Genomic DNA, 24313 nt, shown 5'->3' with positions numbered 1-24313 from the left:
ATATGGCGGAAGCGACACTGCGACTTAAGTTCGGAGTAGCGGAAATTTTTTGCCACTTTGAGCGACATTCATTCGATTCTTTTTTGGGAAAACTGCCATGACCAAGCACTACCCGAAAGGCCTCGACGGCCGTCAACGCGATGCCAACGGCGAAATTCGCCAGAAACGTGGTGATACGCTGGTTCGCACACTCCGTAGAGAGTATGGCGAAGGCTTCGCGCCCGGAATTCGCTCTGATGCGCGCCTGGACACTGTCCTTGACCGCACCGGCGCGAAGTCCTTGAGCGAATTGCTCAAGAAAAGCTAAAGGTATGTGCCGACCGCGGAGTCGGCATTTTTTACCGGTATAATTTATTATGTTTTGGGTATATTTTACCTATATCTAAAGGGCTAGATGTAGTATTGGAATGTCGTGCTAGTTCTATGGCTGGTATGGGCGCAGGCAACGGGCACCACGTTATTTTTTTGGAGAAGAGGCGGAATGTTGCACCCAACACTGGAGAACCTGAAAGTCGAACTCGATGCACTTGCAAAACAAGTCCGCGAGTCGAATGATGCGCGCGCGATAAGCATCGCCACCAATCAGTTCGGGGGTGTCGGAATTTGCCGCGACGAGCTTGCTGCCAGAGCCCAAGGGCTGGCCGACCAAATCTCTGACGAAGGCTCGGAGCACCTGACGGATGAAGACCACCGTCTGCTCAACGAATATCCCGCCCGGTTGCAGTTCCTGCGCAACAGCACTGTCCCTCAGTTTTGGAACGGGGCAAATGGCGTAACGGCCGTTCCGGCCTACCTGACTACGCTGGACGCGCTGGAACGCGCGCTTCGCGTGGCACTTTCGATGCGGGGACGTGAGCCGACAGAGGCTCAGAAAGCGCTTAGGCAACTGCAGAACTCGATTCGCTCGATGCAAGCACGTTGCAGCACGTTGCAGCCGAAGGTCGAAAATCTCGACGGTACGGTCGCTGAGATTCTTGAAGCGCATGCTGCCGCGGAGCGATTGCCGACAGACCTGCAGACGCTACGTGAAACGCAAGCCGAGTTGAAACAGCTGACGGAAAAGGCCCAGCGACATGGCGGCGACATCGATTTCATCCTCGCCGAAGCGCGAGATGTCGCCAAGGAGCTTGAGGAGACTGCCGCCAATGCCAAAAAGGTTGTCGAATGGTCTGAGAACGCCATGCGAGCATCGACCGCAGTGGGCCTTGCCGGTGCATTCCACGACCGGGCGGAGTCGCTACGTCGCTCGATTTTGCCTTGGGTCATTGGCCTGGTCGCTGCCCTTGTCGCCGGAGCCACTGTCGGTGGCATGCAGTTGCACCAACTTTCCGAGGCAATTCAGGCGTCAACAACTTCCACCATTGTCTGGACGCGGCTTGCCGTGTCCCTCCTTTCAGTCGGCGCGCCGGTCTGGTTTGCGTGGCTCGCCACAAAGCAAATCGGCCAGCGGTTCAAGCTTGCGGAAGACTATGCCTACAAGGCTTCGATTTCGAAGGCCTACGAAGGCTACCGTCGAGAAGCACTGCACCTTGATGAGGATTTCCAAAAGCGTCTCTTCTCAACAGCACTGACGCGACTCGACGAGCAACCGCTCCGATTCGTTGACCAAGAAACGCACGGTAGCCCATGGCACGAGTTGTTGTCGTCTGACATCGTCAAAGAAGCTTTGCGCATCGCCCCGGAACTGGCAGGGCAGATTTCTCAGCAGGCACGAGGTATCGTGACTGCAGCCAAAGAGAAGCGGAGCGCCGCGAAAAAGGCTGTGAAGGAGGCGGCAACGGTCGAGAGCGAGTAGTTTTGGACCTGCGGTCTCGCTCCCGGGTCGAATGTTGCAATGGCAGCAAGTTTAGGTTCTGACCACGGCGCGGTCTCGCGAGCGCACGCCTCCGCGACGTCGGCTTACCTCTTGCCGGCGGACGTCTCTGCATTGCTGCGGTTTCCGCCAATGTGCGCGGCGGCTGGCTAAGCTACCTGATTCTGTGCGCGGGTCGGTCATCGGCTCCCGTCAGTTTCGGGATTACTGACATCGGAGCCCTCCACTACCGCACAGGGCGATTCAGGCGCTAGCTGCGCAGACGGGCGCGGCGAGAGCATGCATTAAAGAATTGGATGCCTCGACCGATAACCCGCATGAACAGCTTGTCAATTCGATTCAGATAACAGCCAATGTCACGGGGAACGTGTGACAGGCGGGAACCCGAGGTGCAAATGACACAAGACTTTCAGAAAATTATCGAAGATGCGCTGAGAACCGCGAAGGCGAAGGTAGGTCACGCCAACGTACTGATAGCAGGCAAGACCGGCGTCGGAAAAAGCACGCTGGTCAACGCCGTCTTCCAGGGGGACCTAGCGAAGACGGGCATTGGCCGGCCGGTCACGCAAAATACCCGCGAATACACCAAGGCCGGCATCCCCCTGACCATCATCGATACGAAGGGCATCGAGGTGGCCGACTACGAAAACACGAAGAAGCAGCTGGAAGACGCGATTCGCGACCGCAACGGTTCGGACGACGCCAAGCAGCATGTGCATGTCGCGTGGATTTGCATTGCCGAGGACTCGCGACGCGTCGAGCAGGCCGAGGCAGACCTGCTGGAACTACTCGCCCGGTACCGTATCCCCACCGTCGCTGTCATTACAAAGGCGCGGTCAAATAACGGCTTTGACAAGGAAGTGGAGCGGCTGCTGCCTGCAAGCAAGCAGGTCGTGAGGGTCAGGGCAATCCGGGAGACGCTTGATGAGGGGCATGAGCTGCTACCCGTTGGTCTCAAGGAACTGGTGGAGGTCACCTCCCAGCTTTTTCCTGAGGGTCAAGCAAACGCGTTTGTGGCGGCCCAGAAGGTCGATTTGTCGAAAAAAACCGAACGAAGCCACCTTGCAGTGGGAGCGGCCGCAGTATCTGCCGCTGGCATTGGCGCCATCCCCATTCCATTCTCTGATGCGATTGGCATCGTGCCGGTTCAGGTGACGATGATTGCCACGATTTCCGCCATCTTCGGACTGAACCTGAGCGAGGGTTTCATCGGCACCCTAGTGGGCTCGTCCATGAGCGCCATTGGTGGCACGCTCGCGGGCCGGGCCGCGGTGGGCGCCCTGCTGAAGCTGATACCCGGCGTGGGCAGCGTGGTCGGAGGCGCCATTTCCGGGACCACGGCCGCAGCGCTCACCACCGCATTCGGCGAGGCATACATCTACGCGCTGTGCACCCTGCTGGAAAAACGGTCCATCGAGGACCTCACGGCGAAGGAAGTCGCAGACGCGTTCGTGAATCGTCTCAAACGGTCACACTAGCGAGGCAACCCGAAACAGTGCAGCCCGCGCGCGCGATGTCGGCAGAACGGGGGATGACCAGCCAGGTCATTTCCTGCTCTCGCGCAGCGTTGTGCTAACCGCGCGGCCCCCCGCCACGACGCGGTCCTCAACTGCGGCAACGTGCGCCCCGGTCTCCCGCGGTACGTCATTGTCATCGGGTCCCTTTCCGTCATCGTGCCCGGCTGCATCGGCGCCATTCTCCGCCCATCCTCGTTGCGGTTGCCGCCGTCTTTCGCGGACAAGTCGTCGGCGGCTGGTGGTGAACTGGAGGCTGTCGGCCAGGCCTCCGGCTGAACCGGCTCGTGAAACTTTGGCCAGCTTGTCTCGACCGCCCGGCTATCGCTGCTAGTCGACCAAGCCGCTTGGCTCAAACCCATCGGAGTCGAAGCTGGAGCCGCCAGCGAACGGCGACTCCAGCGCATTCAACATCTCAATCGCGTTCTCAGCCGTGACATTGGACACAAGTTCGGCCGAGACTGTCTCACGGTACCACCGACACGAGCGGCTGATTGACTCGCAATGAATGAAGAACCGCAGGCATACGCTCGAACCGCGTTGGCACCCATCAGCTTGACTTCACCGAAATTGCTGTCCGCTGTATCGGTTCCTGACGATGGCGCGTAGCTCCTAAACCGCCTCTTCCAAGAGCCGTCGTCCGGCGTTGTTCAGGGTGAACGTACCGTCAAACCGGTTCGTATAGGCCGGTCCGTCCTCGACGGGCTCGAATCGCAGCTTTCCGCAATTCCTCAACAAGAGGAGCGCGTGGAACAAAATATCCCACGATTCTTGCGGGTCCACGAAGCGTGCAGCGCCAACCTCCGCAGAACGAGCCAAGCCATCCCGCTCCGGAGAGAACACAAACCGTTGCTTACCATCAAGACCAGCAACAGACCGTTCTGTAGCGATGCTCAGATGCTGTTCAATCACAAAGTGCCGCACCACATGCCGCGCGAATTCCTCAGTCGACTCATTCTTGTAGGTAATCATGGCCTTACGAAGGCGGTTGAGTGATAGCTTGCCTGCGTCCCAGTCCAGAAGCCGCTTCGCACCTTTTTCCCGCGACAAATTTTCGGCTTCAATCGCACAGACAATCAACGTCCAGACGGCCTGCTGGGCGTTGAAGGGCCAGTTGGCTTCGTCCATACCGACACTGCCACGAAGCTCCGCCTTGAGCGCTGCAATCCCGAGATGCGGGTTCCGGTCGACCAGGCCCGCCGCCTGCAGCGTCTTGTATGCGCCTTGCTCCGCTTTCGCCCAGTCGTAATGCTCCTGGATAGTCGGCAGGACCTCATTGTCCTTAGATGGCTTCAAATAGGCCGCTATCGCGTTCGCAATGTCTTCCTTTTGCCTAGCCATGCCCGTTTGCTCCGCAAGCAAAACATGGCGTTCAGCCAGCGCAAGCAAAGTCTCCATTGCTAACCGCTGCAACGCCCGAACCTGCAGAACGGCCCATTGCAGACGCATGCCCTCCAGGCCCTTATCATCGATAGGCGCACCTCCCGGCGTCCAGCCTGCCGCCATCGCATGCCGTATGTCTTCCATCGTTGTGCTGGCATCTTCGTGCTGCAACGCCTGAATGGTTCGGAGCGCCAGCATCAAGCCCATCCGACGGTTCCGGCCGCCTTCCGAAGGTCTGTCGAACTCTGCCCCAAAATACTGTCGCATGAAGGCCTTTTGCTCCCCTGCAGAGGGGTTTTCCAGTTCAAGCACAGGCCTGAGCGCTTGGAGTCGCTTCTTCGTGCACTGCAATTCACGCGGGTCAGCCAGCCATTTAGCCGTGGCTGCCCCCAATGCCTGTACCTCCTCGTCATAGGCTTCTGCCAGCGCTATCCCGGCCGTCGTGCATGAATATGTTCCGCGATACTGTTTTGTGCCCGCGTTGAGAAAGCGCAAACCGTTCAGCAGACTTGGCTTGTACCAGGCCGTGTCCCAGAACGACACCTTGATGTTCGACCACGTTTCTTTTCGCAGTTCAACTTCGTCCGGGTCGTCTCCAAAGCGGTCGTAACCAGGATAACCCTCCACCGCGTCGCACTTAGCAACCCAGTTGAGCAGCAGTTGAATTTTCCAGATACCGCGTTGCGTGTCTTCCCGAAGCACATCGATGTCCGTCTCGCCGGTCGCGAACGCCCGCTGATGCAAGGTATGCACCATCCAGCAAAGGGCCGCGTAGGGACGAATGTGGCGCACAGCGTTATTGAGCCCCGGAAACACGCCACCGTACATCCGCTCTCCGATGGCCCCCATGCCCAGAAAATCACCTGCGCTTGAGCGCTCTGGCACAGTCGTAAAGGTCGGTCCAGCTGAAATCATTGAGCCGCTCCTTCGTCAAAAGTTTTCGCCCGGATATCTCTGACGCAGGCCTCGTCCTGTCTGAAAAGTAGATGACTCGCGGTCTGTCCCAACTTAAGAAAGACGGGCCGCTTGCACACGTCCCTGCAGACCGCCATGCGGCCCGACTTTAGTTTCTTGAACTCGTCCTTATCGAGGGTGGAATAGCACTGCGGACAACCTACCGTCTCCGGCACTTCGTCTGCCACGATAACAGAGTAAAGCTTGCGGTTACGCCCAGGAGCACGCCGCAGCGCCTGCACCACATACTCGATGTCTTTGCTATCTTCCGGTACAGGGCTCTTCGGATTCTCCAGCGCCAGCGTCAACACGCTTTCAATACGGTCTTCGACTCGTGGAGCGCATGCAATCCGCCGAGTCTGCTCGAACAAGTCTTTGATTTCAAAAATGCGCATCAACGGCAGGCGTCCGTCGCGCCATTCCATTTCTAACAAGCCCTGATAATCGACCTCCGAAAGCTGTCGGTCCGCGAAGATTTCGATACACGACCGAATTTGGTCGAAATTGACGGGAAGCCCTCGCCGTTCATAGCACAGCGCCGTAACGGCTCCGGCGCTTGCTACCATTGGCAAGAGATTGTGAACGACCGTCGGCCCGAAGCGCATGCCCATCAAGGTGGATAGCAACCCCATCAGGGGTGACGATATGTTCACCGGGACAGCCTCCGCAAGAACTTCGCGCCCCGTGTCAACGCCGCGAAGTGCCGTCGGTATCGCCATTCGCAAATGATTCCGAATTTTCTGCGGGATGACTAGAATGGCCAAAGCGTCGGGCATCGGTCGCTTCAACCGTTGGTCGATAGCCAATTGCACAGCGGCCCGAGCCTGCGCCACCGATTCTTTGCGCTTTTGCCGTTGCTTGCTGACGCGCCGTTCATCCTTCGAGACGCCTTCCTCCCCTTCACCGACAGAATCGGTATCCGGTTCGTCATCCTCCCCGACTTCATTACCCTCATCATCTGCATTCGCGGCAAAGGCCTTTTCGATTTCCGCGTCGCTCATCTCAAGCAACTTTCCCAGCGCCTTGAAGATGCGAATGGCCTCGTCGCTCGGCTGGCTGTTGCTACGCGTACCCGTGCCTTGCCCTGCGAGCCACTCAGCCTCGGACACCAACGAGTCTTCGGCGCCACTCGTGGTCGCCTCCTTGCGCTGAGCCCGTCCATTGTTGTGCAGCTTGCGGCGCGTGAGTAGCAGGTGTGCCGCATTGAAGAGCAAGTATGCGTCTTCTTCGTCATAAGCATCATCTTCGACCCGCCCAATTGACTTGAACAGGTCAACGTGCGTGGGTTTGGCATTAAGTTGCGGCTCGACATTCACCCAGGTCGTCGCCTCAAAATCAGTTCCCGTTACGGTGAGCCACAGCGCCATGTCTGGCAAATCCCGAACCAGCTGTACGCTCACTCTCACCGAGGCATGCCCTCGCGCGTCCAGCGCTGCAGTCAAAAGCGGGAGATGATGTTCGCCATGGTACAACTTCAGTTGCAACTCTTGCGGGGGCGGCACGGGGGAACAACGAACTTCCAGAACATAGTTGCGCGTGATGTGTGCGACGGCATTCACCGTGGTGTCCGCAGCCAAGGGCGCTGGATACTCACACGGGATGTATTGCGGGATGTCGTCCGTTTTCGCCCAACCCGCTGTCGTGGACTGGGCCACGTGGCGCGCCAGCGAGACCTCGATGTTGTTGGTGTTCCAGAGGCTCTGTTGCGTCGCGTTGACCGACCCCGTCATCACGAGCGCTTCGCCCTCTACGTCAACAAGCTCGAACCATTTGGCATGCAAGGGTCGGCCGTTGTCCGGCGGCTCCACGAAATATCCCGGCTTGTTTCCTTTGGGAATGTCCGCAAGGAAAGGTGCAATCAGACGGTCATCTTTGCGGGCCAAAGCATACTGAACCTTTTTGACGCCCAGCTTGTCACGCAGGCGCACGACCGCTCCCACGTCCTTATCAAAATATGGCGAAAGTACGGTCAATGATTTAGGTGCGGCCAGATTTCGGCGGGCCAGGTCGACGAACTGCGCGCCTGCGTCATCAGCCAGAGTTGTCACCAACCAGACTTTTTGCGGACCAACCGCATTGGCGACATACAGGTCACGTTGCGCGCGCGCCCTGCGGGCAAACCGAGCGAGGATTTCCTCGTCTTCACGGGCCAACAAACTAAGACGCGCCGGCAACAACTCGAAGAAGTCGGCAATTTGACCAAAGACTAAAGGGTTCGTGCTCGCAGAAACGGCGTCCAGCACTTCCAATGACCGGCTCTGCCCCTGAGTCGTCAAGTTGGCGCTGCTGACCACGAATACATCGCCACTATCGGACTCGAGATAGGCAATTTTGGGATGGAAAATTCCCCCGCCCTTGCCATCGTTGGTCGGTGTAGTGCTGACAACCCGATAACGACTTCCTCCGAATCGACTCGAAGAGTTGTCCACACTATGCCGAGCCTCGCGCGCGTCCAGCATGACCGTGATTTGCTCACAATCTCCCTTGCGCAAGAGCGGATAGGGCCCTGCCTCAAACCAAACCGACGAATAAGTGTAGGAGGTAAGTAACGCCCTTTTTGGAGCTACCTCTTCGAGTATGTCGTAGAGCGTTGTCATCAAATCCCCGTCTTAATCCACCGCTTTTTTTTTATCGGCCCAAACCCATGATATCGGCAGTCTCCGCTCCAATATAAGAGAGAAACACTTCACAGCACTTGTCCGCGCCCGAGACTCACGACATCAACGAATTTTTCGTCAGATGCGAAAATCAGCCCGACCTATTGTCGGCGTCTCCGCACGCTACTGCGCAAGCGTTAGCGCAGCAAGTCGGTCAATATCTGCCATTTGCTCTGCCCATCGCGCAAGGCGCGCTTGTCTCATTTCCTTTGACATGTTGCGGCACGCTGGCTCAGCATTCCTGGTGGCATCCAGCCATTGAGTGTACGTGCCGGAAGAGACGAAACTTGCCGAACGTCCGGACGCTACATGGGAGAGCGCCGACCGGAAGCCCTCAGCGATGACAGGATTGGCGCCCAGATACAAAAAGCGAGCTGACGGATGATTTACCACGGCGACCGGCACGTCCCCCGAGAGAGCGCGCACTCGTGCGCCATTACGAGAGCTAAAGCAAATCACCAGCTGAGGCTGCAAGACCCTAATCACCTCCGCAAAGGCGGGTTTGCCTCGCGCCCATGCGTCCACGGGAGGCTCTCTCCTGCTGGCTGGCAGCATTTGCTGGATGAAGTTGAAGTAGGCGACCTTCTCCCAGAAGTCGGAGCGTTCCGCGCGTCGAAAAATCCCGGCTGACGAGCGATTGTTCGTCGCCGCAAATATCTTCGCGTAATGCGGATGCCTGCCGAACTTCCCGTGGCTATGTGGGTGTACAAGTCCGAGGGCTAAGGCCTTGACGATTTCTGGCGTGACGTCGGGGCGCTCGTACTTGATGTTGCCGTAATGCGACTCCGACACGAGGAGCACGCGCAAACCGCGGAATCCGCCACTCGAATAGTGGCTACCGACCCACGGCGCAAATCGAACCGCACTCATTGCGGGCCTTCCGCAACCATTCTTTCGGCGATGTTTGCCTCCGTTAATACCGACGCAGAGCTCACTTCGACGATGCTCTGGGCACGGACAGGGCGCAGTTCCGGCAGTTGCGTGGCGCCCCCCAATCCGATGGTTGCAAGCCACTGCCTCACGGGTCCCAAGCCGACGCCATCCCCGCGAAAAGAGGGGGAACAGTGTGCAAAGTTCTTCCCTTCTATAAGCTCTAGTTGATTTACTGCTTTCAACACCACAATTCGTCGCATTCTAGTCTCAACTCGCACTTCGATTCCTCGCCTTGACTGAAAGGTAGGCTTCGAGAAGCCCATTGAGGTTTGCAGCACCTACCGGATTCGCACTGTGGACCGCAAACTTGAAATGGTCAGGAATGAATCGACCCGAGACATCAAGGTCGGCATTAACCAACCATCTGGCTACGACCATGGCGGTGTCGTCTCCGCCCAAGTCGTGGTCGAATGATATCTTCGCCGGGCAGCCTCGCCGCTTGAGCAGCGAAATTGCTTCCTCCGACGAGCGTACGACGACCCATCTGTCGCTCGGCGGGTCGCGAAGGTCGTCTATAAACAGCCAAAAGTTCGCGTCGCTCATCAAGTACCCTCACCGCAATGGACCTGACAACCTCTGGGGATGCGTGTCGGCGCATTAGGGCTCGCCGATGCGTTTGGCGGAGAGGCCAAATTGCAGTCCCTACGGCCGCAGGTCGACCAAGGCTTTGGTTTCGAAGCCGGTGGAGTCAAAGTGAGAGCCACCGGCGAACCGAGGCTCCAGCGTATTCAACATTTGAATCGCGTTCTCGGCCGTGACGTCGGACACCAGTTCTGCTGGGACCGGCGCACGGTACCACCGACCTGAGCGGCCGAACGATTCGTACTCGATGAAGAATCGCAGCCACACCGTCGACCAGTTTTGGCATCTGCTCAGCGTGACGTCACCATAGCTACTGTTCGTTGTATCGGTTCCGTCGAACAGAACCTCTGGGCTGACTAGACGGCCATTCGGCTGAAAACACCCGCACCCCGTTGTTTTTGTTTGCATGGTCTCTGTACCGTCATTTGTTTTTTCTGGTTCGCTCGGCGCGCGGCCGACCTTGGGCTCGACGGCATCTCAGGATGTCCGCACTTTTTCACTTCCGCACGACGAAGTTCGGTCGAAGTACTCGCGAACAGGAAGGGCCAAATCCGCACGTCTCATTGAGCTCAACGATATAAACGATGCGTTGCTATACAAAAGCGCGGAATCGTTTCCGTGCTCGTGAACGCTACCGCCGTCCTTCACATTCTACGAGATGCGATAACGGCGGTTATTGCGAAATTCATCAACCAAGTGTGCATGAGCAGTTCCCTGGCGGGCCCTTGTCCTGATGGGCCTGTGCTGACCTTTGCCGTTATAAAACGCATAACGGCGCCGTTATTGTTTGACAGAAATCCATGACCTTTTCAACACTTTCTGCCCGGTCGTTTGGCGACGGCGCGCCATCCACTGCGTCCGGGCATTTCATCGTGACATACGCCTCCCTTCAAGGGAGCGTAGCAGATAAGCTTGCGCAGGAGGGCCGTTCGGGTCAGCAGATAGCAAACATGAAATCTGCCCTCCACGCGTGGACCCGAATTCTCAAAATCGAAGACACGGCCGCAATCGGCAAAGAATTCGGCGGTGAGTTCTTGAATCAATTCCGCCGCTTCCAGGATGAATACGCAACACTCGCATCACCGCGAACATGCAAAGACAGAGCCGAGCAGATATTGCTTTGGAAACGGCACTACCAAGACTTCATATTAGTTGATAACCTTCCCACGTCGTTTTCGGAGGCCTTGCGTCAGGCGGTGACCCAGAGCGGGCTCACAAAAGCGGAGATTTGCAGGCGCAGTGGTGTGCCAAAGGCGGGCCTGGAAAATTGGCTCAACGGCGATGTACTGCTTCCGCCCGCCAGCGTCGCCCGGTTGCCTCCGCTGGAAGACGCACTGAGTCTGCCCCGGGGCACACTTTCGAAACGGCTGCCAGCCAAAACGCGGACGCGCTATGAGCGGTCGAAAGGTGCACTCCCGCCTCAGCCGACCAAGTTTGGCATGCGCGTCAGCGAAAACCGCAGGCGCCACCCGATACCCTCGCTGCCGCCTACGGAACGATTTCATGCCCAGTGGATAGACCTTATCCGCTTCAAATCGGACATCACACGGCCCGAAGCCGACAAGCGGAATACGTGGAGAATGAAAGCACCCGCTGCGGTCGGACATCACGTGGTCTGGTCAATGCTCTGCGACGGGCAAGTTTGCGCGACGGCAGCTGTGCATCATGGATTCATTTCACGCTACCTGGGGTTCTTGGTAGCTCCCGCGCCGCTGGGTCGCGGCCGGCCGCAAGCCTCGTGCGACACGCTTGGGTGGCTCGCGTCCGTGCCGAATGTGACTGCCTATGCGCAGGTGCTGCGTCGACGCGCTGGCAATGTCACCCATCACGGGGTTTTGACATTCATCGCTACCGTGCGCTCGCACCTGAGACCTGTCACCGGCTTCGTCTGGAACCGCTCTGACCTCTGCCACGAACTGGCCTCGGCCGGAGAGCCGTTCGCACGGGCTCTAGCGGAGCGCGACATAGCTGCAATGGAGGCGGGTTGGCGGGACCACTGCCGAAGGTCATACGACGCACTCGTCGAATTGGAGAAAACCTATCTCCGGACCACCAATGTTGTGCATTCCCGCGACCCTGCTGAGCCCTTGAGCGGCATCCTTGCGGAGCCCTCACCGCTGAAGGTGCTGATACAGTTGATTGCACGCCTGGAGGCAGACGAGCCACCGATGGCGCACCACCGAGACTACGTCGCGTGGATTCGCGACGTCTGTCTGCTTAAAATGCTCGTCAGTAATCCGCTTCGAGTCAGTCAGCTTTGCTTGATGAGCTTCCGAGGTGCGAAGCCTAATCTGTATTGCAATGCGGAGGGAGAGTGGCGCCTGAGATATGAGCCGTCCGATTTCAAGAATGAGAAAGGCGCCGCACGGGAGCGCTACGACTCCAGTGTTGAGCCCTCCTGTTTTCCCTGGATTCGTCGCTATCTGGCAGAGGCGCGTCCATACATGTGCGGCGCCGAGACCGACCGGCTTTTCCTTCCTACGGTCAGTGGTCCGAGACGGGGCAATGGCGCACTCAGGGAACAGGGCATCGACGCGAGTATTCCCTGGACAGGCGACGCCATGACGAAGCGCCTGAAGGTCGTCACGGCCCGCTATCTTCCCGAGACCCCCGGTTTCGGTGGCCACGCCTTTCGCCACATCATTGCCACCGACCATCTGAAAAGACATCCCAGGGATTATCTGACTGTCGCGCATCTGCTGCACGACACGCTCGCCACGGTGATGAAGGAGTACGCGCACCTTGAGGTCGACGATGGCCTGCGGACACTGCACGCGGGGGTCGCCGAGGCAATGCGTGAGGTCGAACGGGCGCGATATCCACAAGCCTGACCCCGGTTGTGGCGGCTCGGTCGCATCCTTCCGGCTCGAGCCGTAGAATTGCCCCGCCGGATGCCGTCATCTCGAAAATCGAGCGGGCGTCCGGTCACGCGCCAGACGATTGGACGACCGGGTCGGCCCGGTCCGAGCAATGACAGCGCGCAGGTCAAGCGTGGGCATCGCGGTCGAAGTCCTGCATCAGCGCAGCAATAAGTCGCTTGCCATCGCCTTCGAATATATCGATGAGGTCGCGTCGGCCGGGCATGTCACGAAACCACCGCACGACCGTCATCACATCCTCAAAATGGTCGTCATCAATCCACCGGCTTAGCAGATACATGTCGGGACAGGCTATCGAGGCGTTATGCAGGCTCAGCAGAAACGCCGCAATGGGTCGCGTGCCGAACTCGACATGACGCCTGCAAATTTCAAATAGCCGCCGGGCGGCTTGCGCGCCATCGTCTGCGGAAAAATCGGGCGACAAAGCGGGTACTTCTTGCATATCTATCAGAATTCCTTCTAGTGTGACGACGCCTCATTAGCGGACGTCGTGTTGCGGGCGCGCAAGGCAGGACGGTCAGCGTCCATCCACCTGTCTCCGCCCGGTGCGTCATGGATGACGCGTTAGTGTTGACCGTCAGCGCGCATCACGACGCGTGTGCTTGTCTGCTGTTCAGCAATGTCTGTGGCTTTGACATGCACGCCACACGCCCATGGGCAACACAGTCTGTCGTGTATTCGCGGTCCGATGGCGTCCTGCCTGATATCACCGCCTCCCCTGTGCCAGCGGCTGCAGCCTGGTCAATAGCGCAAAGCAGGGCCTGATGTTTGGCAGAGCCTGTTCTCAGACGATAGAGCGTGCCGTCGGTGGCACTCCAGGTTTGTGTGTTGCGGAAATACCCCAGCTCGGCAATGAGGTCACCACCGTCACCCTCAACCTTTACAACACCGTCGCGGCTACGACGGTTCCAGCGCCAGCTGATTTGATAACGCCACCCTTGTGCTTCCAGTAACGAGAGAAAGGCTGCGCGCGTCTGCCGGGCGCTTTGGTCTTCGTAATTTGCCATCATGCGGTTCGGTCCAGTCCGTTGAAAGAGAAGTTTCGTGTGCCCCGATGGCAACACAGCGTGTGTAGTGACTGCAAATCGAGACCCTTAAAGGACAGCACGGCAGTCAAGCCTGGTTGCCGGGTTGTTTTCCGGCGCTGCCCAGTTCCACGCGGTCTTCGCATGGCTGAAAAACGCCCGCAGAATCGCCCGCTCGGACGCGATGGCGTGGGCCGACAAACGTTCCGTGCGCAGGGCGTCCATGAGCTGCTGGATGTCGTCTCGCGTGACGTCCGCGACGGTCATATGCGCGAGACGTTCGCGCAGCTTTTCTGCTGTCCTGCGGCGCGGTGGCCGCTCGCGTCCGAGTGGTCCCGATTCTCGCCGTTCGGTGCATTCGCGCCTCGCGCCCATCTGCTCCGGCCTGGAGCGGACCTTGTCGCGCCCCTCGTCGGATTCGGGGGTGCCGGGCGGCACCGGCTCAATCGCGCCGGTGGCCAACGGCGCGTGCCGGAGGTAACGATGCAGGCGCCGGCGCAGCAGGTCGCCGTTGTTGAGGGACGGCGCGCGTTGCTGCACGTAGTCGCGTAGCGCCATGGCGAGCGTCGTCTCGCGCGGACCAAGACTACAGGGCGGGTCCCCCTCGGTCGCCTTCGACTCATGGCTGTGAAGGGAAGCACCGATGGACGGGTGCGCCGGCGTGCCAGCGGAAACACACAGCGCTGCGGCAGAACGAAACAGACTCATGACAACTCCTCGTTAGGTGGAGTTGCGTGTAGTCAGCGTGGCGACGGGAGTTTAAAAGCGTCGCACGGTCCCGCTCGCTTTTTAAAATCTGCGAGGTTGGCTCGGCTAGCGGAGACGGCGGCTCGGGCTATTCCGCATGAAAGACCGTGCCAGGTATTTAAAAGGCCGGGCGCCTGATAGGCGACTCGTACGCCGCGATGCCAGACAGGAAAATCTTAAAGTCATGGCCAGGCTCGGCGAGCGCGGGTGCTATACGTCGTCTCCAACCTCGTATGAGACGATGACAATGACGCTGTTGACGAAAGACGAAATCTGCACCCAGCTGGGCGTTTCTCCACGCTGCCTCGAAAACATGATTACCCGCGGCGACTTTCCGCCGCCCACCCGTCTGGGCAAAAAGAACTTCTGGACCGACACCGCGCTGCAAGCCTGGCTTGCGCGCTTTTTTCATGCACAGGAGGTATGGCAGCCGGGACGCCGCTAGGCCCGTCGGTCGGGAGGCGGGCGCAGCGCGGACTCACCGGCTGCGCCGTGCTTGCCGACTGCCTGGATGTCGGACCCGACTCAAAACACAACGCGCCGGTCGCTCGGATGAGCCCGGCGCTTTTCTTTATTCGACGGCCGGTCCGCCGTCGGTCCTGCGGCATCACGCGCGCCACCTGGCGAAGCAGGACACGAACAAAAAGCGCCGGTCCCTGTGATGAGACCGGCGCCCGCTTTCATCGACAGCCCGTCGGCCGCCGCTTATGCCGCATGACGTGCGCGCCACGCCGCAAACGAGACGACCTCCGCAGCCCCCTGCTCAGCCAGCGGCGCAGTGCCGCCCTGCATCGCGCGTGGACCCGCGATGCCTGGCGCCGCCGATGCGTCGAACACATCCGACGCCGCCCCCGCGTCGGGCGCCAGCGCATCCGCGGCGCTGACGTCGGGCAGCGCCGGGGCCGTGCGTGACGCTTCGCCTTCAGCCGACTCCAGCGCGCGAACCGCGTCGCCGACCGTGGGGGTTCTCGACGGCGCACGCGCGTGCAACGGCGCTTTGTGCGCATTGCGCGCCGCTTCGGCTGCATCGACCGCCTCGAGCGCGTCTGCGGCGGTCGGATTCACATAGCGCGCCAGTTGCGACAGGGTCTTGTGTCCGCCGAACAGCTTGAGCAGAAAAATGTCGCCGCCGAGCAGCTCTGCGAACCGGGTCATCGCACAGTGTCGAAGGTCGTGTTTGCAAAAGTTTTCGATGCCGGCGCGCGCAATGGCCCGGTTCCACGCAGAGTCCAACGCGTCGAGCGTAATCGGAAAAACACGGTCGTCATCGGCGCCTCGTGGCAGCGCCTCGAGGATGCGCAATGCACCTTGGGTCAGCGGCACGCCTCGCCCACCCCCTTTCGCATCCCATAGCTTGAGCACCCGACGCTTCCAGTCGATATCCCGCCACTGTGCGGTGAGTAGCAACTCGGATTGACGCATCGCGGTCTCAAGCAACAGACCGACGAAGGGCGCGACGTAACGGTTGCGACACGCCAGAAGTTCAGTCTGCAGCCGCGCCTGCTCGTCCGGCGTCAGCACGCGGTCGCGGGCGTTGTCGATAACGGGCATGTCCAGTTGCGTGGCAGGGTTTTCAGTCGGTGTGGACCAGTTCCAGTGTCGTCGCGCGTGATTGAAAAATTCCCTGAGCACGGCCTGCTCATGGGTAATGCTTTGCGCGGCCTTGCCTTCCTCCCGTAGGACATTCATAAATTCCTGGATTTGATGCCGCGTGATATCTGCGACTCTCGTGCAGGCGAGCCGCTCGCGCAGCCGTTCCGATGTGTCGGCTCGCTGCGCCAGGGCCGCCCGATGCTCGTCGAGCCCCTGTGGAATGACGCGTTCGACGGCATAAGGCACGGCGGTGAGTTCGAAATACACGGTGGCCGTGTCACACCCTCGCGCTTCCTGCGTGCGGCGGTCCAGCCGGGTCGGCTGATAGGTCGGCAAGCGGCCAAAGCGAATGAAGCGATTGAGGCGGCGGCACAACTGGTCGCCGGACTTGAGAAACGGCACGCGCTCGGGCGTGTAGTCGTACAGGGCCATGGCGAGCGTGGTTTTTTCGGGACCCAGGCCGTAGGGCTTGCCGCGGTTTTGGATAGCCTGCTCACGCTGGCGCAGCCAGGCCGTCGCTTTGGCTTTGGAGTCGAAACCGGACTGATAGAACGTGTCGTGGCGCGAGCGGTTGCGCACGGCCCAGCCGGCGCCTTCCTGGTAGATGCTCGCCATTACAGCCCCCCGCCGATGAGGACCGTGCTGGCCGGGTGCGCCGGCGCACAGGCCGGGAAAAGAGCGATAACTGAAATGCGGTACATGGCAACTCCTGGTGGGTGGAGTTGCGTGTAATGACCGGGGCGAGGGCGTTTAAAACGGCACTTTTAAATTCTGCGCGGCCACGGCGCCTTTAAATCCCGCGCGGCCCGGTCGCCCGGGCGCGCAGTCAGGCAGCGTGGTGCGCAGTCGGGCGCACCCGTGCGCAGTGGCCGCGCCAGATTTTCTGCCAGAAAACGCAAAAAAGGCCTCGCGAAGGAGGCCTTTTCTGGTGCTGCTGCTGCGCCAAGGTACTGATAACGCAGCGAAATATTCTGGTGGCCTGGGGCGGAATCGAACCACCGACACGCGGATTTTCAATCCGCTGCTCTACCAACTGAGCTACCGGGCCAACGAAGAGGTGAAACTATAGCAGCATCCGACACACGCCTCAAGCCCCCTGACGCAACTTTTTGCTCGCTGCGGTGCAAAGAGGCGTTGGAATGCACGGCGCACACGACGAAGCCAGCGGATCAGACTTCGTTCTTGTTCTTGCCGAGGTCCACGCCCAGTTGCTTCAGCTTGCGATACAAGTGCGTGCGTTCCAGGCCGGTCTTCTCCGCCACGCGCGTCATGCTGCCGTTCTCGCGCGCGAGGTGATACTCGAAGTAGGCGCGTTCGAAGGCGTCGCGGGCATCGCGCAACGGGATGTCGAACGAGATGGACGCCGTTTGTCCCGCCTGCCCTTGCGCCGCGCCCGCTGCCGCCTCGCTCGACAAGCCGGCGCCCATGCCCGACGCGCTCGGCAGCGCCGCGGCCACCGGCACGCCCACCGCGCCCGCGCCCGCCGGCGGCTTCGCCGGGATCGCGACCGGCGCCGGCGCCGTGCCGTGAGCCAGACCCTGCTCGACCGCCTTCAGCAGCTTCTGCAGCGCGATCGGCTTCTCCAGGAAATTGAGCGCGCCGATCTTCGTCGCCTCGACCGCCGTGTCGATGGTCGCGTGACCCGACATCATGATCACCGGCATCGTGAGCTTGCCCTGCGCGGCCCACTCCTTGAGCAGGGTGACGCCGTCGGTATCGGGCATCCAGATGTCGAGCAGCACGAGATCGGGCGTCTGTTGCAGACGGTAGTCGCGCGCGTGCTGCGCGTTTTCCGCCACGTCCACGACATGGCCCTCGTCGCTCAGGATCTCCGAAAGCAGTTCCCGGATCCCCATTTCATCGTCTACCACCAGGATGGTTGCCATTTACGCTGCCCTTGTCTGCACTGTTGCTTTTGTCGTTCCGTGACTCGCCGCCGCTCCGCCGCCCGATGCCGTGGCGCCGGGCGCCGCGGTATCGTCCGCCAGCTGGAGAAACAGGATCGATATCTGCGCGCCTTCAACCACATCCGCGGCCTTCGAGCGGTTGCGTATGTCGATGCGCGCGCCGTGCTCATCGACGATCTTCTTCACCGTTGCAAGTCCCAGGCCCGTGCCTTTCGCCTTCGTTGTCACGTAAGGCTCGAACGCGCGCGACAGAATGCGCGCCGGAAAGCCCGGACCATTGTCCGATACCGTCAGCCGAACCGCGACACGCGCATGTCCTGAGGCATCGGGCTCGCCATATTCTACTGTTCTCGTTTCGAGCAGCACGCGCGGCTCCGCGACGTCCGCCACCGCATCCTGTGCGTTCTGCAGCAGGTTGTGAATCACCTGGCGGATCTGCGTGGCATCGCCGCGGATCACCGGCAGTTTCGTGAGATCGACCTTGATCGGCGTCTTGCCGTCTTCGATGCCATACAAGGTCAGCACCTCGGCGACGAGATCGTTCAGTTGCAGGTTGCCGAGCACCGCGGGCGGCGTGCGCGCGTATTCGCGGAAGTCGTCGACCATCTGCTTCATCGCCTGTACCTGATTGACGATGGTGGTCGACGCGCGCTTCAGCACCTCGGCATCCGGCTGCGCGAGCTTGTCGGCGAGCTTCATCTGCAGGCGCTCGGCCGAGAGTTGAATGGGCGTGAGCGGATTCTTGATCTCGTGCGCGAGCCGCCGCGCGACTTCGCCCCACGCCACCGAACGCTGCGCGGAGATGACATCGGAGATGTCGTCGAACACGACCACGTAGCCGGTGGTTTCCGCATCGTCGGAATCGCTCTCGGTCACACCCAGCAGCTGCGTGCCGCGCACCAGCAGCGTAAGCGGATCGTTCTCGCCCGGCACCGTCACCGCCACCTGCTGCTGCCAGTGGCCGCGGTCGCCGATCCGATGATCGCTGCCGCCCGCCGCCGCATCGCGTTCGGCAAACGCCTTCCTGACCATCGCGCCGAATTCGGCCAGCACGCCGATCTGATCGAGCGGGTGATTCAGCAGCGCGCCGAACTGCTGGCGGAAGATGCGTTCCGCGCCGCGATTCGCGGTAGTGAGACGGAACTGGCGATCGAACACGAACACGCCCGCCGTCAGGTTCGCGAGAATACTTTCGAGATAAGCCTTCGAATGTTCCAGCGCAATGCGATTGTTCTCGACCGCCGCGCGCGCCTCGGACAGCTGGCGCGTCATCGCGTTGAAGGACTGCGTGAGGAAGCCGAGTTCATCGCGCGAATTGATTTCCCGCTTCGGCGTGTAGTCGCCTTCCGCGACCTCCTTCGTGCCCTGCGCCAGCAGGAACAGCGGCCGCGCGAGCTGATTGCCGAGCGCGAGCGCCAGCATCATCGCAATGAAGGTGGCGAGGAACAACGCGAGCGTCAGCGTGCCGATATACATCTTGCGCAGACCGGTGCGCCCGAGGCGCTTCTCCTGATACTCGCGATACGCGCGCTGCACGGCATCCGCGTTGCGCGCGAGCTCCTGACTGACGGGCTGCTCGATCTGCAGGAAGCGGTCGACGTGCTGGAATTCCGTCGTGGTGGACGGATCGGGAATCTTCGTGACCACGCGCAGCCGCAATGCGCCCTTCGGCCCGTTCGAGCTTGGATCGCCGTCGATCTCGCCTTCGATCGCGCCATACGGATGATCCTGCGCCTGCTTGAGCATCGTGCCGGTGGGCTCGTTGGCAGGCAGCAGCGCGTAGTAGTTGCCCGATGCCTGCGCGACCGTGCGCAATCCCGGCACGCGCGACGAGCCGCCATTCACCGACAGGTCTTCGCGGTTGTATTGATCGCGCGGACGCTCGAACACGACGGCATCCTGCACGCCGTACTGGTCGCGCAGACGCAGCAGCGCGAGCGTGAGGCTCGACGGATCCGCGCTCGCGAGCTGGTCGCTCATTTGCCGGCCGCGGTTCTTGAAGTCGGCGAGCGAGGTTTCAAGCATGCCGCGCCCGAGCGTCAGGCCCGACGTGAGGGCGGTTTCCACATTGACGTCGAACCACGACTCGATGCTGCGCGAGACGAACTGATACGAAACCACATAGATGATCGCGCCCGGCACCACGCCGACGAGCGCGAAGATGAACGCGAGCTTGGCGAGCAGCCGCGTGCCGAAGCGCCCCTGTCTCACCCGCGTCACGATGATGATGAACAGGGCGATGACGATCAGCATGAAGACGATGGCCACCGCGACGTTGGCCGCATACAGCCAGCCGTAGTAGCGGTCGAAGAACTCCGTGTTCGCGCTTGCGAGCGCGAGCATCACGAGCAGGAGCACTGCCGTGATCGCCACCGTGGAGACCAGCAAGCGGACAACGAAACTCTTCATGTCCGTGCGGCCGCGTCGAAATCTATTTCGCACGTTCTGCCGCCGTAAAGGTGAAGCGCTTCCAGTCGGAAGCGAGGTTCCAGTCGCGGTTGTTCACTGCGTCGATCTGGAACGGCTTGGGCATCAGCGCGATGTCGAGTTGCATGCGCACCGATGCGGTATAGGTTTCTCCGCCATGCACCTGATTGCGGTCGATCACATGCCACGAAGTGACATGCTTGATGACGGCGAGCGCTTCGTCGAGCGAGGCGAAACGCAACTGCAAGCCGCCCGTGGACACGCGATATTCGTTGGTCAGCGGCTGGAAGGACAGGCGAATGCTTTGCGACACGTTGACCGGCTCTTCGTCGAACCAGTACCAGCGCGGCCGCGACAAATTGAAGTCGATCGTGAAATAGAGCGGCACGCTGCGGTTCACGGCTTCTTCGAGGCTGCTGTTGAGGTCGAAGTCGAAATGCGCGTCGAGGCTCCAGCCGTTGCTGTCCGCCTGCAACGATGCGCGCTGCACGCCGATGGTTTCGGCGTGGGCGGCATTGGGCGCGGCGAAACTCAGCCAGAACGCCAGCGCAGTCCAGATGACAGCCGCGAGCCTGAGCGGAAGGAAGCGTTTGATCGTCACCGTTTCTGAAAGCGCGCGTAGAAGAATCCGTCGTGATCCGCGATGGCCGCCGCGTGCCGACCGGACGATGAACCGGCGCCTGGCGCCTCGACCGGAACAGAGCCTGCGAGATTTGTACCGTCCGGTAAACCGTGCGCCGCGCCCGCGCTTGCGTGCGCCGCTGTCGGCAGCAATTGCCCCGGCGCGTCCAATCGTACCGCATCTTCATGGACCGTTCCAAACCAGCGGGCCTGCTCCTCGCCTTCCTCGGGAAAGATCGAGCACGTGACGTAGAGCAGCTCGCCGCCCTTCGCCAGCAACGGCCACAGCGCGGACAGGATGCGCCGCTGTTCGGCGACGAGCGCGGCAATGTCCGACTCGCGCCGCAGCCAGCGAATGTCCGGATGACGACGCACGATGCCCGAGGCCGAACAGGGCACGTCGGCGAGAATGCGGTCGAACGGCTTGCCGTCGAACCAGTGCGCCGGTTCGCCGGCGTCGCCGGTCTGGATGTGCGCTTCGAGCTTCAGACGCACGAGATTCTCTCTGATGCGCCTGGCCCGCTCGGCGTCGCTCTCCAGCGCGATCAGATCGACATTCGCCAGTTCGAGGATATGACCCGTCTTGCCGCCGGGCGCCGCGCAGGCATCGAGCACCCGCATGCCGTCCTGCACGCCGAGCAGTTGCGCGGCGACTTGCGCGCCCGCGTCCTGCACCGAGACGACGCCTTCGTCGAAACCGGGAATGCGGTCCACGGCAAGCGGCGTTCTCAGCCGCACTGCGTGCGGGCCGGCGACATCGGCTTCGAGATGGGCTTCATGCAGGCGCGACAGGTACGCTTCGATGCTCGCCCGGCGCGCATTCACGCGCAAGGTCAGCGGCCCCTGATGGTTGCCCGCTTCGAGAATGTGTTCCCAGGCCTCGGGCTGCGCGCGCTGCACCGCGTCGATCCACCACTGCGGGTAGTTCCAGCGCGCGACGGGCTGCGCGCGGGCTCCGTCGATCAACGCGTCGCGCTCGCGCAGGAAGCTGCGCAGCACTGCGTTCACCAGGCCCTTCGCGAAGGCGAATTCGCGGCGCGCCGCGATTGCGCCCACCGCCTGATCCACCACGGTGAAGGGCGCGTAGGCGGCGTGGGCTTCGTCATCGGCGAGTAGCGTGAACGCGCAACACAGCACGTTGCCGACGTGCGGCGGCGGCGCCTTCTTCACGAGCTTGCGCAGCAGGGCGTCGGCGAGGGCGAGGCGGCGCATCGTGCGATACGCGATGTCCTGCACCGCACCGCGCGCGCTCGCCTGCTTCGATGCCGCGATGACCGTCTGCAACGCCGCCGGCAATGCCGAGCCCGCACGCACCGCGCCGACGGCCTGCGCCGCGCAATCGAGCGCGAACCCGAGTGAATCGGGCGCGAGGCGAAGCGCGCTCAGGCGTGCGTGCGCGGCGGCGGGCCGGCGGGAAGGCTGTTCGGTCATGAGGAAACGGAAACGGTCGGACGGCAAGCGGACAGCTTGCGTGGAACGGGGATTGTAACGTGCAGGATTCGGGCGCCCGGACACGCAGCGGCGAGACATGTTCGACACGCAAAAAAAGGCCGTTCCGGCATGACCGGAACGGCCTTCGTCACACGCCTGGAAGCGTCAGAAGCGGCCCGTGCGCGCCATTTCCATCAAGCGCGCGACGCGCTCTTCGGTGGCCGGGTGCGTCGAGAACAGATTGGCGATGCCGCCGCCCGAGAGCGGATTCATGATCATCATCTGCGCGGTGGCCGGATGCGCTTCCGCCGCCGGGAACGGCACGCCGGACGCATAGGCGTGGATCTTCTCGAGCGCGCTTGCGAGCGATTGCGGATCGCCCGAAATCTCGGCGCCCCCGCGATCCGCTTCGAACTCGCGCGCCCGCGAGATGGCCATCTGGATCATGGCGCCCGCGATCGGCGCGAGAATCGCCACCAGAATGCTCGCGATGGGATTCGACGGCCGGCCTTCCGAGTCACGTCCGCCGAAGAACATCGCGAAGTTCGCGAGCGCGGAAATGGCGCCGGCCATGGTGGCCGAGATGGTCGAGATCAGGATGTCGCGGTGCTTCACGTGCGCCAGTTCGTGCGCCATCACGCCGCGCATTTCACGCTCGGACAGCACGCGCAGAATGCCTGTGGTCGCCGCCACGGCAGCGTGCTCCGGATTGCGGCCCGTCGCGAACGCATTCGGCGCGTCTTCGTTGATCAGGTAGACGCGCGGCATCGGCAGCTGCGCCCGCGTGGCCAGCTCCCGCACCATGCGATAGAACTGCGGCGCGGTTGTCTCGTCCACTTCCTGCGCGTTGTACATGCGCAGGACCATCTTGTCCGAGAACCAGTATGAAAAGAAATTCATGCCCAGCGCGATGAGCAGCGCGAGCATCATGCCCTTCGACCCGCCGATCACGCCGCCGATCACGGCGAAGAGGGCCGTGATCGCAGCCATCAGCATCGCGGTTTTGACCCAGTTGAACATACGCGGAACTCCTCTCCCTATGTACGGTGCGCCCGAGGCGCGGTGCTCCCGGCCAAGGTGGCCGGAACGATGATTGTAAGCAAAATGTTAGATAGGGGTGTTCGTCGATAATTCAATTGGCCGGACGAGATTTATCGATGCGACGTCGCGAGCTTGATGCCCAGCCCGACAAAGGCGCCGCCGACCGTGCGGTCGAGCCATTTGCGCACCCCCGTCTTGCCGGCGAAGCGTTCAGTCACGCTGCCTGCAATCCAGGCAACGAAGCTGTTCCAGACCGTGCTCATGGCAATGAACACCATGCCGAGCGTCAGGAAGGCGAGCGTCTTGTGCTGACTATCGGCGGCAACGAATTGCGGAAAGAAGGAGACAAAGAACAGCACGACTTTAGGATTCAGCACGTTGGTGATGAAGCCTTGCGCAAACAGCCGGTGCAGCGGCTTCGGCGCGGACCTTTGGGGCGCTTGCGCCTCGCGGGAAGCGGCCGTGTCCTCGTGCGTCGCGAACAGCAAACGGACGCCGAGATAAATCAGATAAATCGCGCCGGCAATCTTGACGACGGTGAAAGCCGTAGCCGATGCCGCGAGAATCGCCGTCAGGCCGAACGCAGTGGCAAGCGTGTGCACGATGCAGCCTGCGGAAATGCCGAGCGCCGACACGACGCCCGCGCCGCGCCCCTGCGCGACGCTCCGCCCGACGATATAGGCCGTGTCGGGACCCGGCGTGACGTTCAGCAGGAAAACAGCGATGAGGAAGAAGGTGAAACCGGTAATGCCGAGCATCGGGAACTCCAGACAGACAGGCGCGTGTTGACCGCTCTTTATTTTAGC

At 61.1% G+C, this 24313-nt stretch carries 20 protein-coding genes and 1 tRNA gene; 5 read left to right on the top strand and 16 right to left on the bottom strand.

Annotated features, from left to right (window positions below; genetic code table 11):
- The first annotated feature begins 97 nt into the window (after positions 1 to 97).
- The 3 genes from QCE62_RS00505 (at position 98) to QCE62_RS00495 (ending at position 3291) form a co-directional block, all read left to right on the top strand.
- Positions 98 to 307: a hypothetical protein gene (locus QCE62_RS00505; protein ID WP_309913079.1), complete on the top strand. Its 210-nt coding sequence runs from the start codon at positions 98 to 100 to the stop codon at positions 305 to 307.
- A gap of 174 nt (positions 308 to 481) precedes the next feature.
- Positions 482 to 1795 carry a hypothetical protein gene (locus QCE62_RS00500; RefSeq protein ID WP_309913076.1) on the top strand — a complete coding sequence of 438 codons (1314 nt, stop codon included), beginning with the start codon at positions 482 to 484 and terminating at the stop codon, positions 1793 to 1795.
- A 413-nt stretch (positions 1796 to 2208) separates the two neighbouring features.
- The gene (locus QCE62_RS00495) at positions 2209 to 3291 is read left to right on the top strand and encodes a GTPase (protein WP_309913073.1); all 1083 of its coding nucleotides are present in this window, start codon (positions 2209 to 2211) and stop codon (positions 3289 to 3291) included.
- A 648-nt stretch (positions 3292 to 3939) separates the two neighbouring features.
- On the opposite strand, the gene QCE62_RS00490 is transcribed toward QCE62_RS00495, so the two are convergent.
- The 5 genes from QCE62_RS00490 to QCE62_RS00470 all read right to left on the bottom strand — a co-directional run bounded on the left by QCE62_RS00490 (position 3940) and on the right by QCE62_RS00470 (position 10244).
- Positions 3940 to 5625, bottom strand: a complete 1686-nt coding sequence (locus tag QCE62_RS00490) for a hypothetical protein (protein ID WP_309913070.1) — start codon at positions 5623 to 5625, stop codon at positions 3940 to 3942.
- Positions 5622 to 8261 (bottom strand): hypothetical protein, encoded by a 2640-nt coding sequence (locus QCE62_RS00485; RefSeq protein ID WP_309913067.1) that lies wholly within the window; start codon positions 8259 to 8261, stop codon positions 5622 to 5624. The genes QCE62_RS00490 and QCE62_RS00485 overlap by 4 nt, the downstream gene beginning before the upstream one ends.
- Positions 8262 to 8444: 183 nt before the next feature.
- Positions 8445 to 9191 (bottom strand): hypothetical protein, encoded by a 747-nt coding sequence (locus tag QCE62_RS00480; protein ID WP_309913064.1) that lies wholly within the window; start codon positions 9189 to 9191, stop codon positions 8445 to 8447.
- A gap of 270 nt (positions 9192 to 9461) precedes the next feature.
- Entirely contained in the window at positions 9462 to 9797 is a 336-nt protein-coding gene (locus QCE62_RS00475; protein ID WP_309913062.1) for a cyclic-phosphate processing receiver domain-containing protein, read from the bottom strand.
- 99 nt (positions 9798 to 9896) lie between these two features.
- A complete protein-coding gene (locus QCE62_RS00470) occupies positions 9897 to 10244 on the bottom strand; it encodes a hypothetical protein (protein ID WP_309913059.1) in 348 nt (115 codons plus the stop codon).
- Positions 10245 to 10786: 542 nt separating this feature from the next.
- On the opposite strand from QCE62_RS00470, the gene QCE62_RS00465 reads away from it, so the two are divergent.
- On the top strand, positions 10787 to 12667 hold the full coding sequence (locus QCE62_RS00465) for a hypothetical protein (RefSeq protein ID WP_309913056.1): 1881 nt from the start codon (positions 10787 to 10789) through the stop codon (positions 12665 to 12667).
- A 154-nt stretch (positions 12668 to 12821) separates the two neighbouring features.
- Here the strand turns inward: QCE62_RS00465 and QCE62_RS00460 are convergent, their stop codons facing one another.
- The 3 genes from QCE62_RS00460 to QCE62_RS00450 form a co-directional block, all read right to left on the bottom strand.
- Positions 12822 to 13157: a hypothetical protein gene (locus tag QCE62_RS00460; protein WP_309913054.1), complete on the bottom strand. Its 336-nt coding sequence runs from the start codon at positions 13155 to 13157 to the stop codon at positions 12822 to 12824.
- A 145-nt stretch (positions 13158 to 13302) separates the two neighbouring features.
- The gene (locus QCE62_RS00455; protein ID WP_309913052.1) at positions 13303 to 13725 is read right to left on the bottom strand and encodes a hypothetical protein; all 423 of its coding nucleotides are present in this window, start codon (positions 13723 to 13725) and stop codon (positions 13303 to 13305) included.
- 84 nt (positions 13726 to 13809) lie between these two features.
- Positions 13810 to 14448 carry a hypothetical protein gene (locus QCE62_RS00450; RefSeq protein WP_309913050.1) on the bottom strand — a complete coding sequence of 213 codons (639 nt, stop codon included), beginning with the start codon at positions 14446 to 14448 and terminating at the stop codon, positions 13810 to 13812.
- Between the two features lie 286 nt (positions 14449 to 14734).
- On the opposite strand from QCE62_RS00450, the gene QCE62_RS00445 reads away from it, so the two are divergent.
- On the top strand, positions 14735 to 14932 hold the full coding sequence (locus QCE62_RS00445; protein WP_309913047.1) for a helix-turn-helix domain-containing protein: 198 nt from the start codon (positions 14735 to 14737) through the stop codon (positions 14930 to 14932).
- 260 nt (positions 14933 to 15192) lie between these two features.
- Here the strand turns inward: QCE62_RS00445 and QCE62_RS00440 are convergent, their stop codons facing one another.
- From QCE62_RS00440 to QCE62_RS00405, 8 genes are all read right to left on the bottom strand, one after another.
- Positions 15193 to 16695, bottom strand: coding sequence for a site-specific integrase (locus QCE62_RS00440; protein ID WP_309913044.1), 1503 nt, complete (start codon positions 16693 to 16695; stop codon positions 15193 to 15195).
- Positions 16696 to 17052: 357 nt separating this feature from the next.
- Positions 17053 to 17128 (bottom strand) — tRNA-Phe (locus tag QCE62_RS00435).
- Between the two features lie 121 nt (positions 17129 to 17249).
- Entirely contained in the window at positions 17250 to 17966 is a 717-nt protein-coding gene (gene esaR, locus QCE62_RS00430) for a response regulator transcription factor EsaR (RefSeq protein WP_309913040.1), read from the bottom strand.
- Entirely contained in the window at positions 17967 to 20396 is a 2430-nt protein-coding gene (locus QCE62_RS00425) for a PAS domain-containing sensor histidine kinase (protein WP_309913038.1), read from the bottom strand.
- A 22-nt stretch (positions 20397 to 20418) separates the two neighbouring features.
- Positions 20419 to 21015 carry a DUF4390 domain-containing protein gene (locus QCE62_RS00420; RefSeq protein ID WP_309913035.1) on the bottom strand — a complete coding sequence of 199 codons (597 nt, stop codon included), beginning with the start codon at positions 21013 to 21015 and terminating at the stop codon, positions 20419 to 20421.
- Positions 21012 to 22466: a 16S rRNA (cytosine(967)-C(5))-methyltransferase RsmB gene (gene rsmB / locus QCE62_RS00415; protein WP_309913033.1), complete on the bottom strand. Its 1455-nt coding sequence runs from the start codon at positions 22464 to 22466 to the stop codon at positions 21012 to 21014. The genes QCE62_RS00420 and rsmB overlap by 4 nt, the downstream gene beginning before the upstream one ends.
- Before the next feature lie 165 nt (positions 22467 to 22631).
- Positions 22632 to 23486, bottom strand: a complete 855-nt coding sequence (htpX, locus tag QCE62_RS00410) for a zinc metalloprotease HtpX (protein ID WP_309806929.1) — start codon at positions 23484 to 23486, stop codon at positions 22632 to 22634.
- A gap of 131 nt (positions 23487 to 23617) precedes the next feature.
- The gene (locus QCE62_RS00405; protein ID WP_309913030.1) at positions 23618 to 24265 is read right to left on the bottom strand and encodes a LysE family translocator; all 648 of its coding nucleotides are present in this window, start codon (positions 24263 to 24265) and stop codon (positions 23618 to 23620) included.
- Between the last annotated feature and the right edge of the window lie 48 nt (positions 24266 to 24313).

The sequence above is a fragment of the Caballeronia sp. LZ033 genome (genome assembly GCF_031451265.1).
Classification (GTDB): Bacteria; Pseudomonadota; Gammaproteobacteria; order Burkholderiales; family Burkholderiaceae; genus Caballeronia.
The sequence above is the reverse complement of the archived record's forward strand: the minus strand, read 5'-3'. Positions and strand labels throughout refer to the sequence as shown.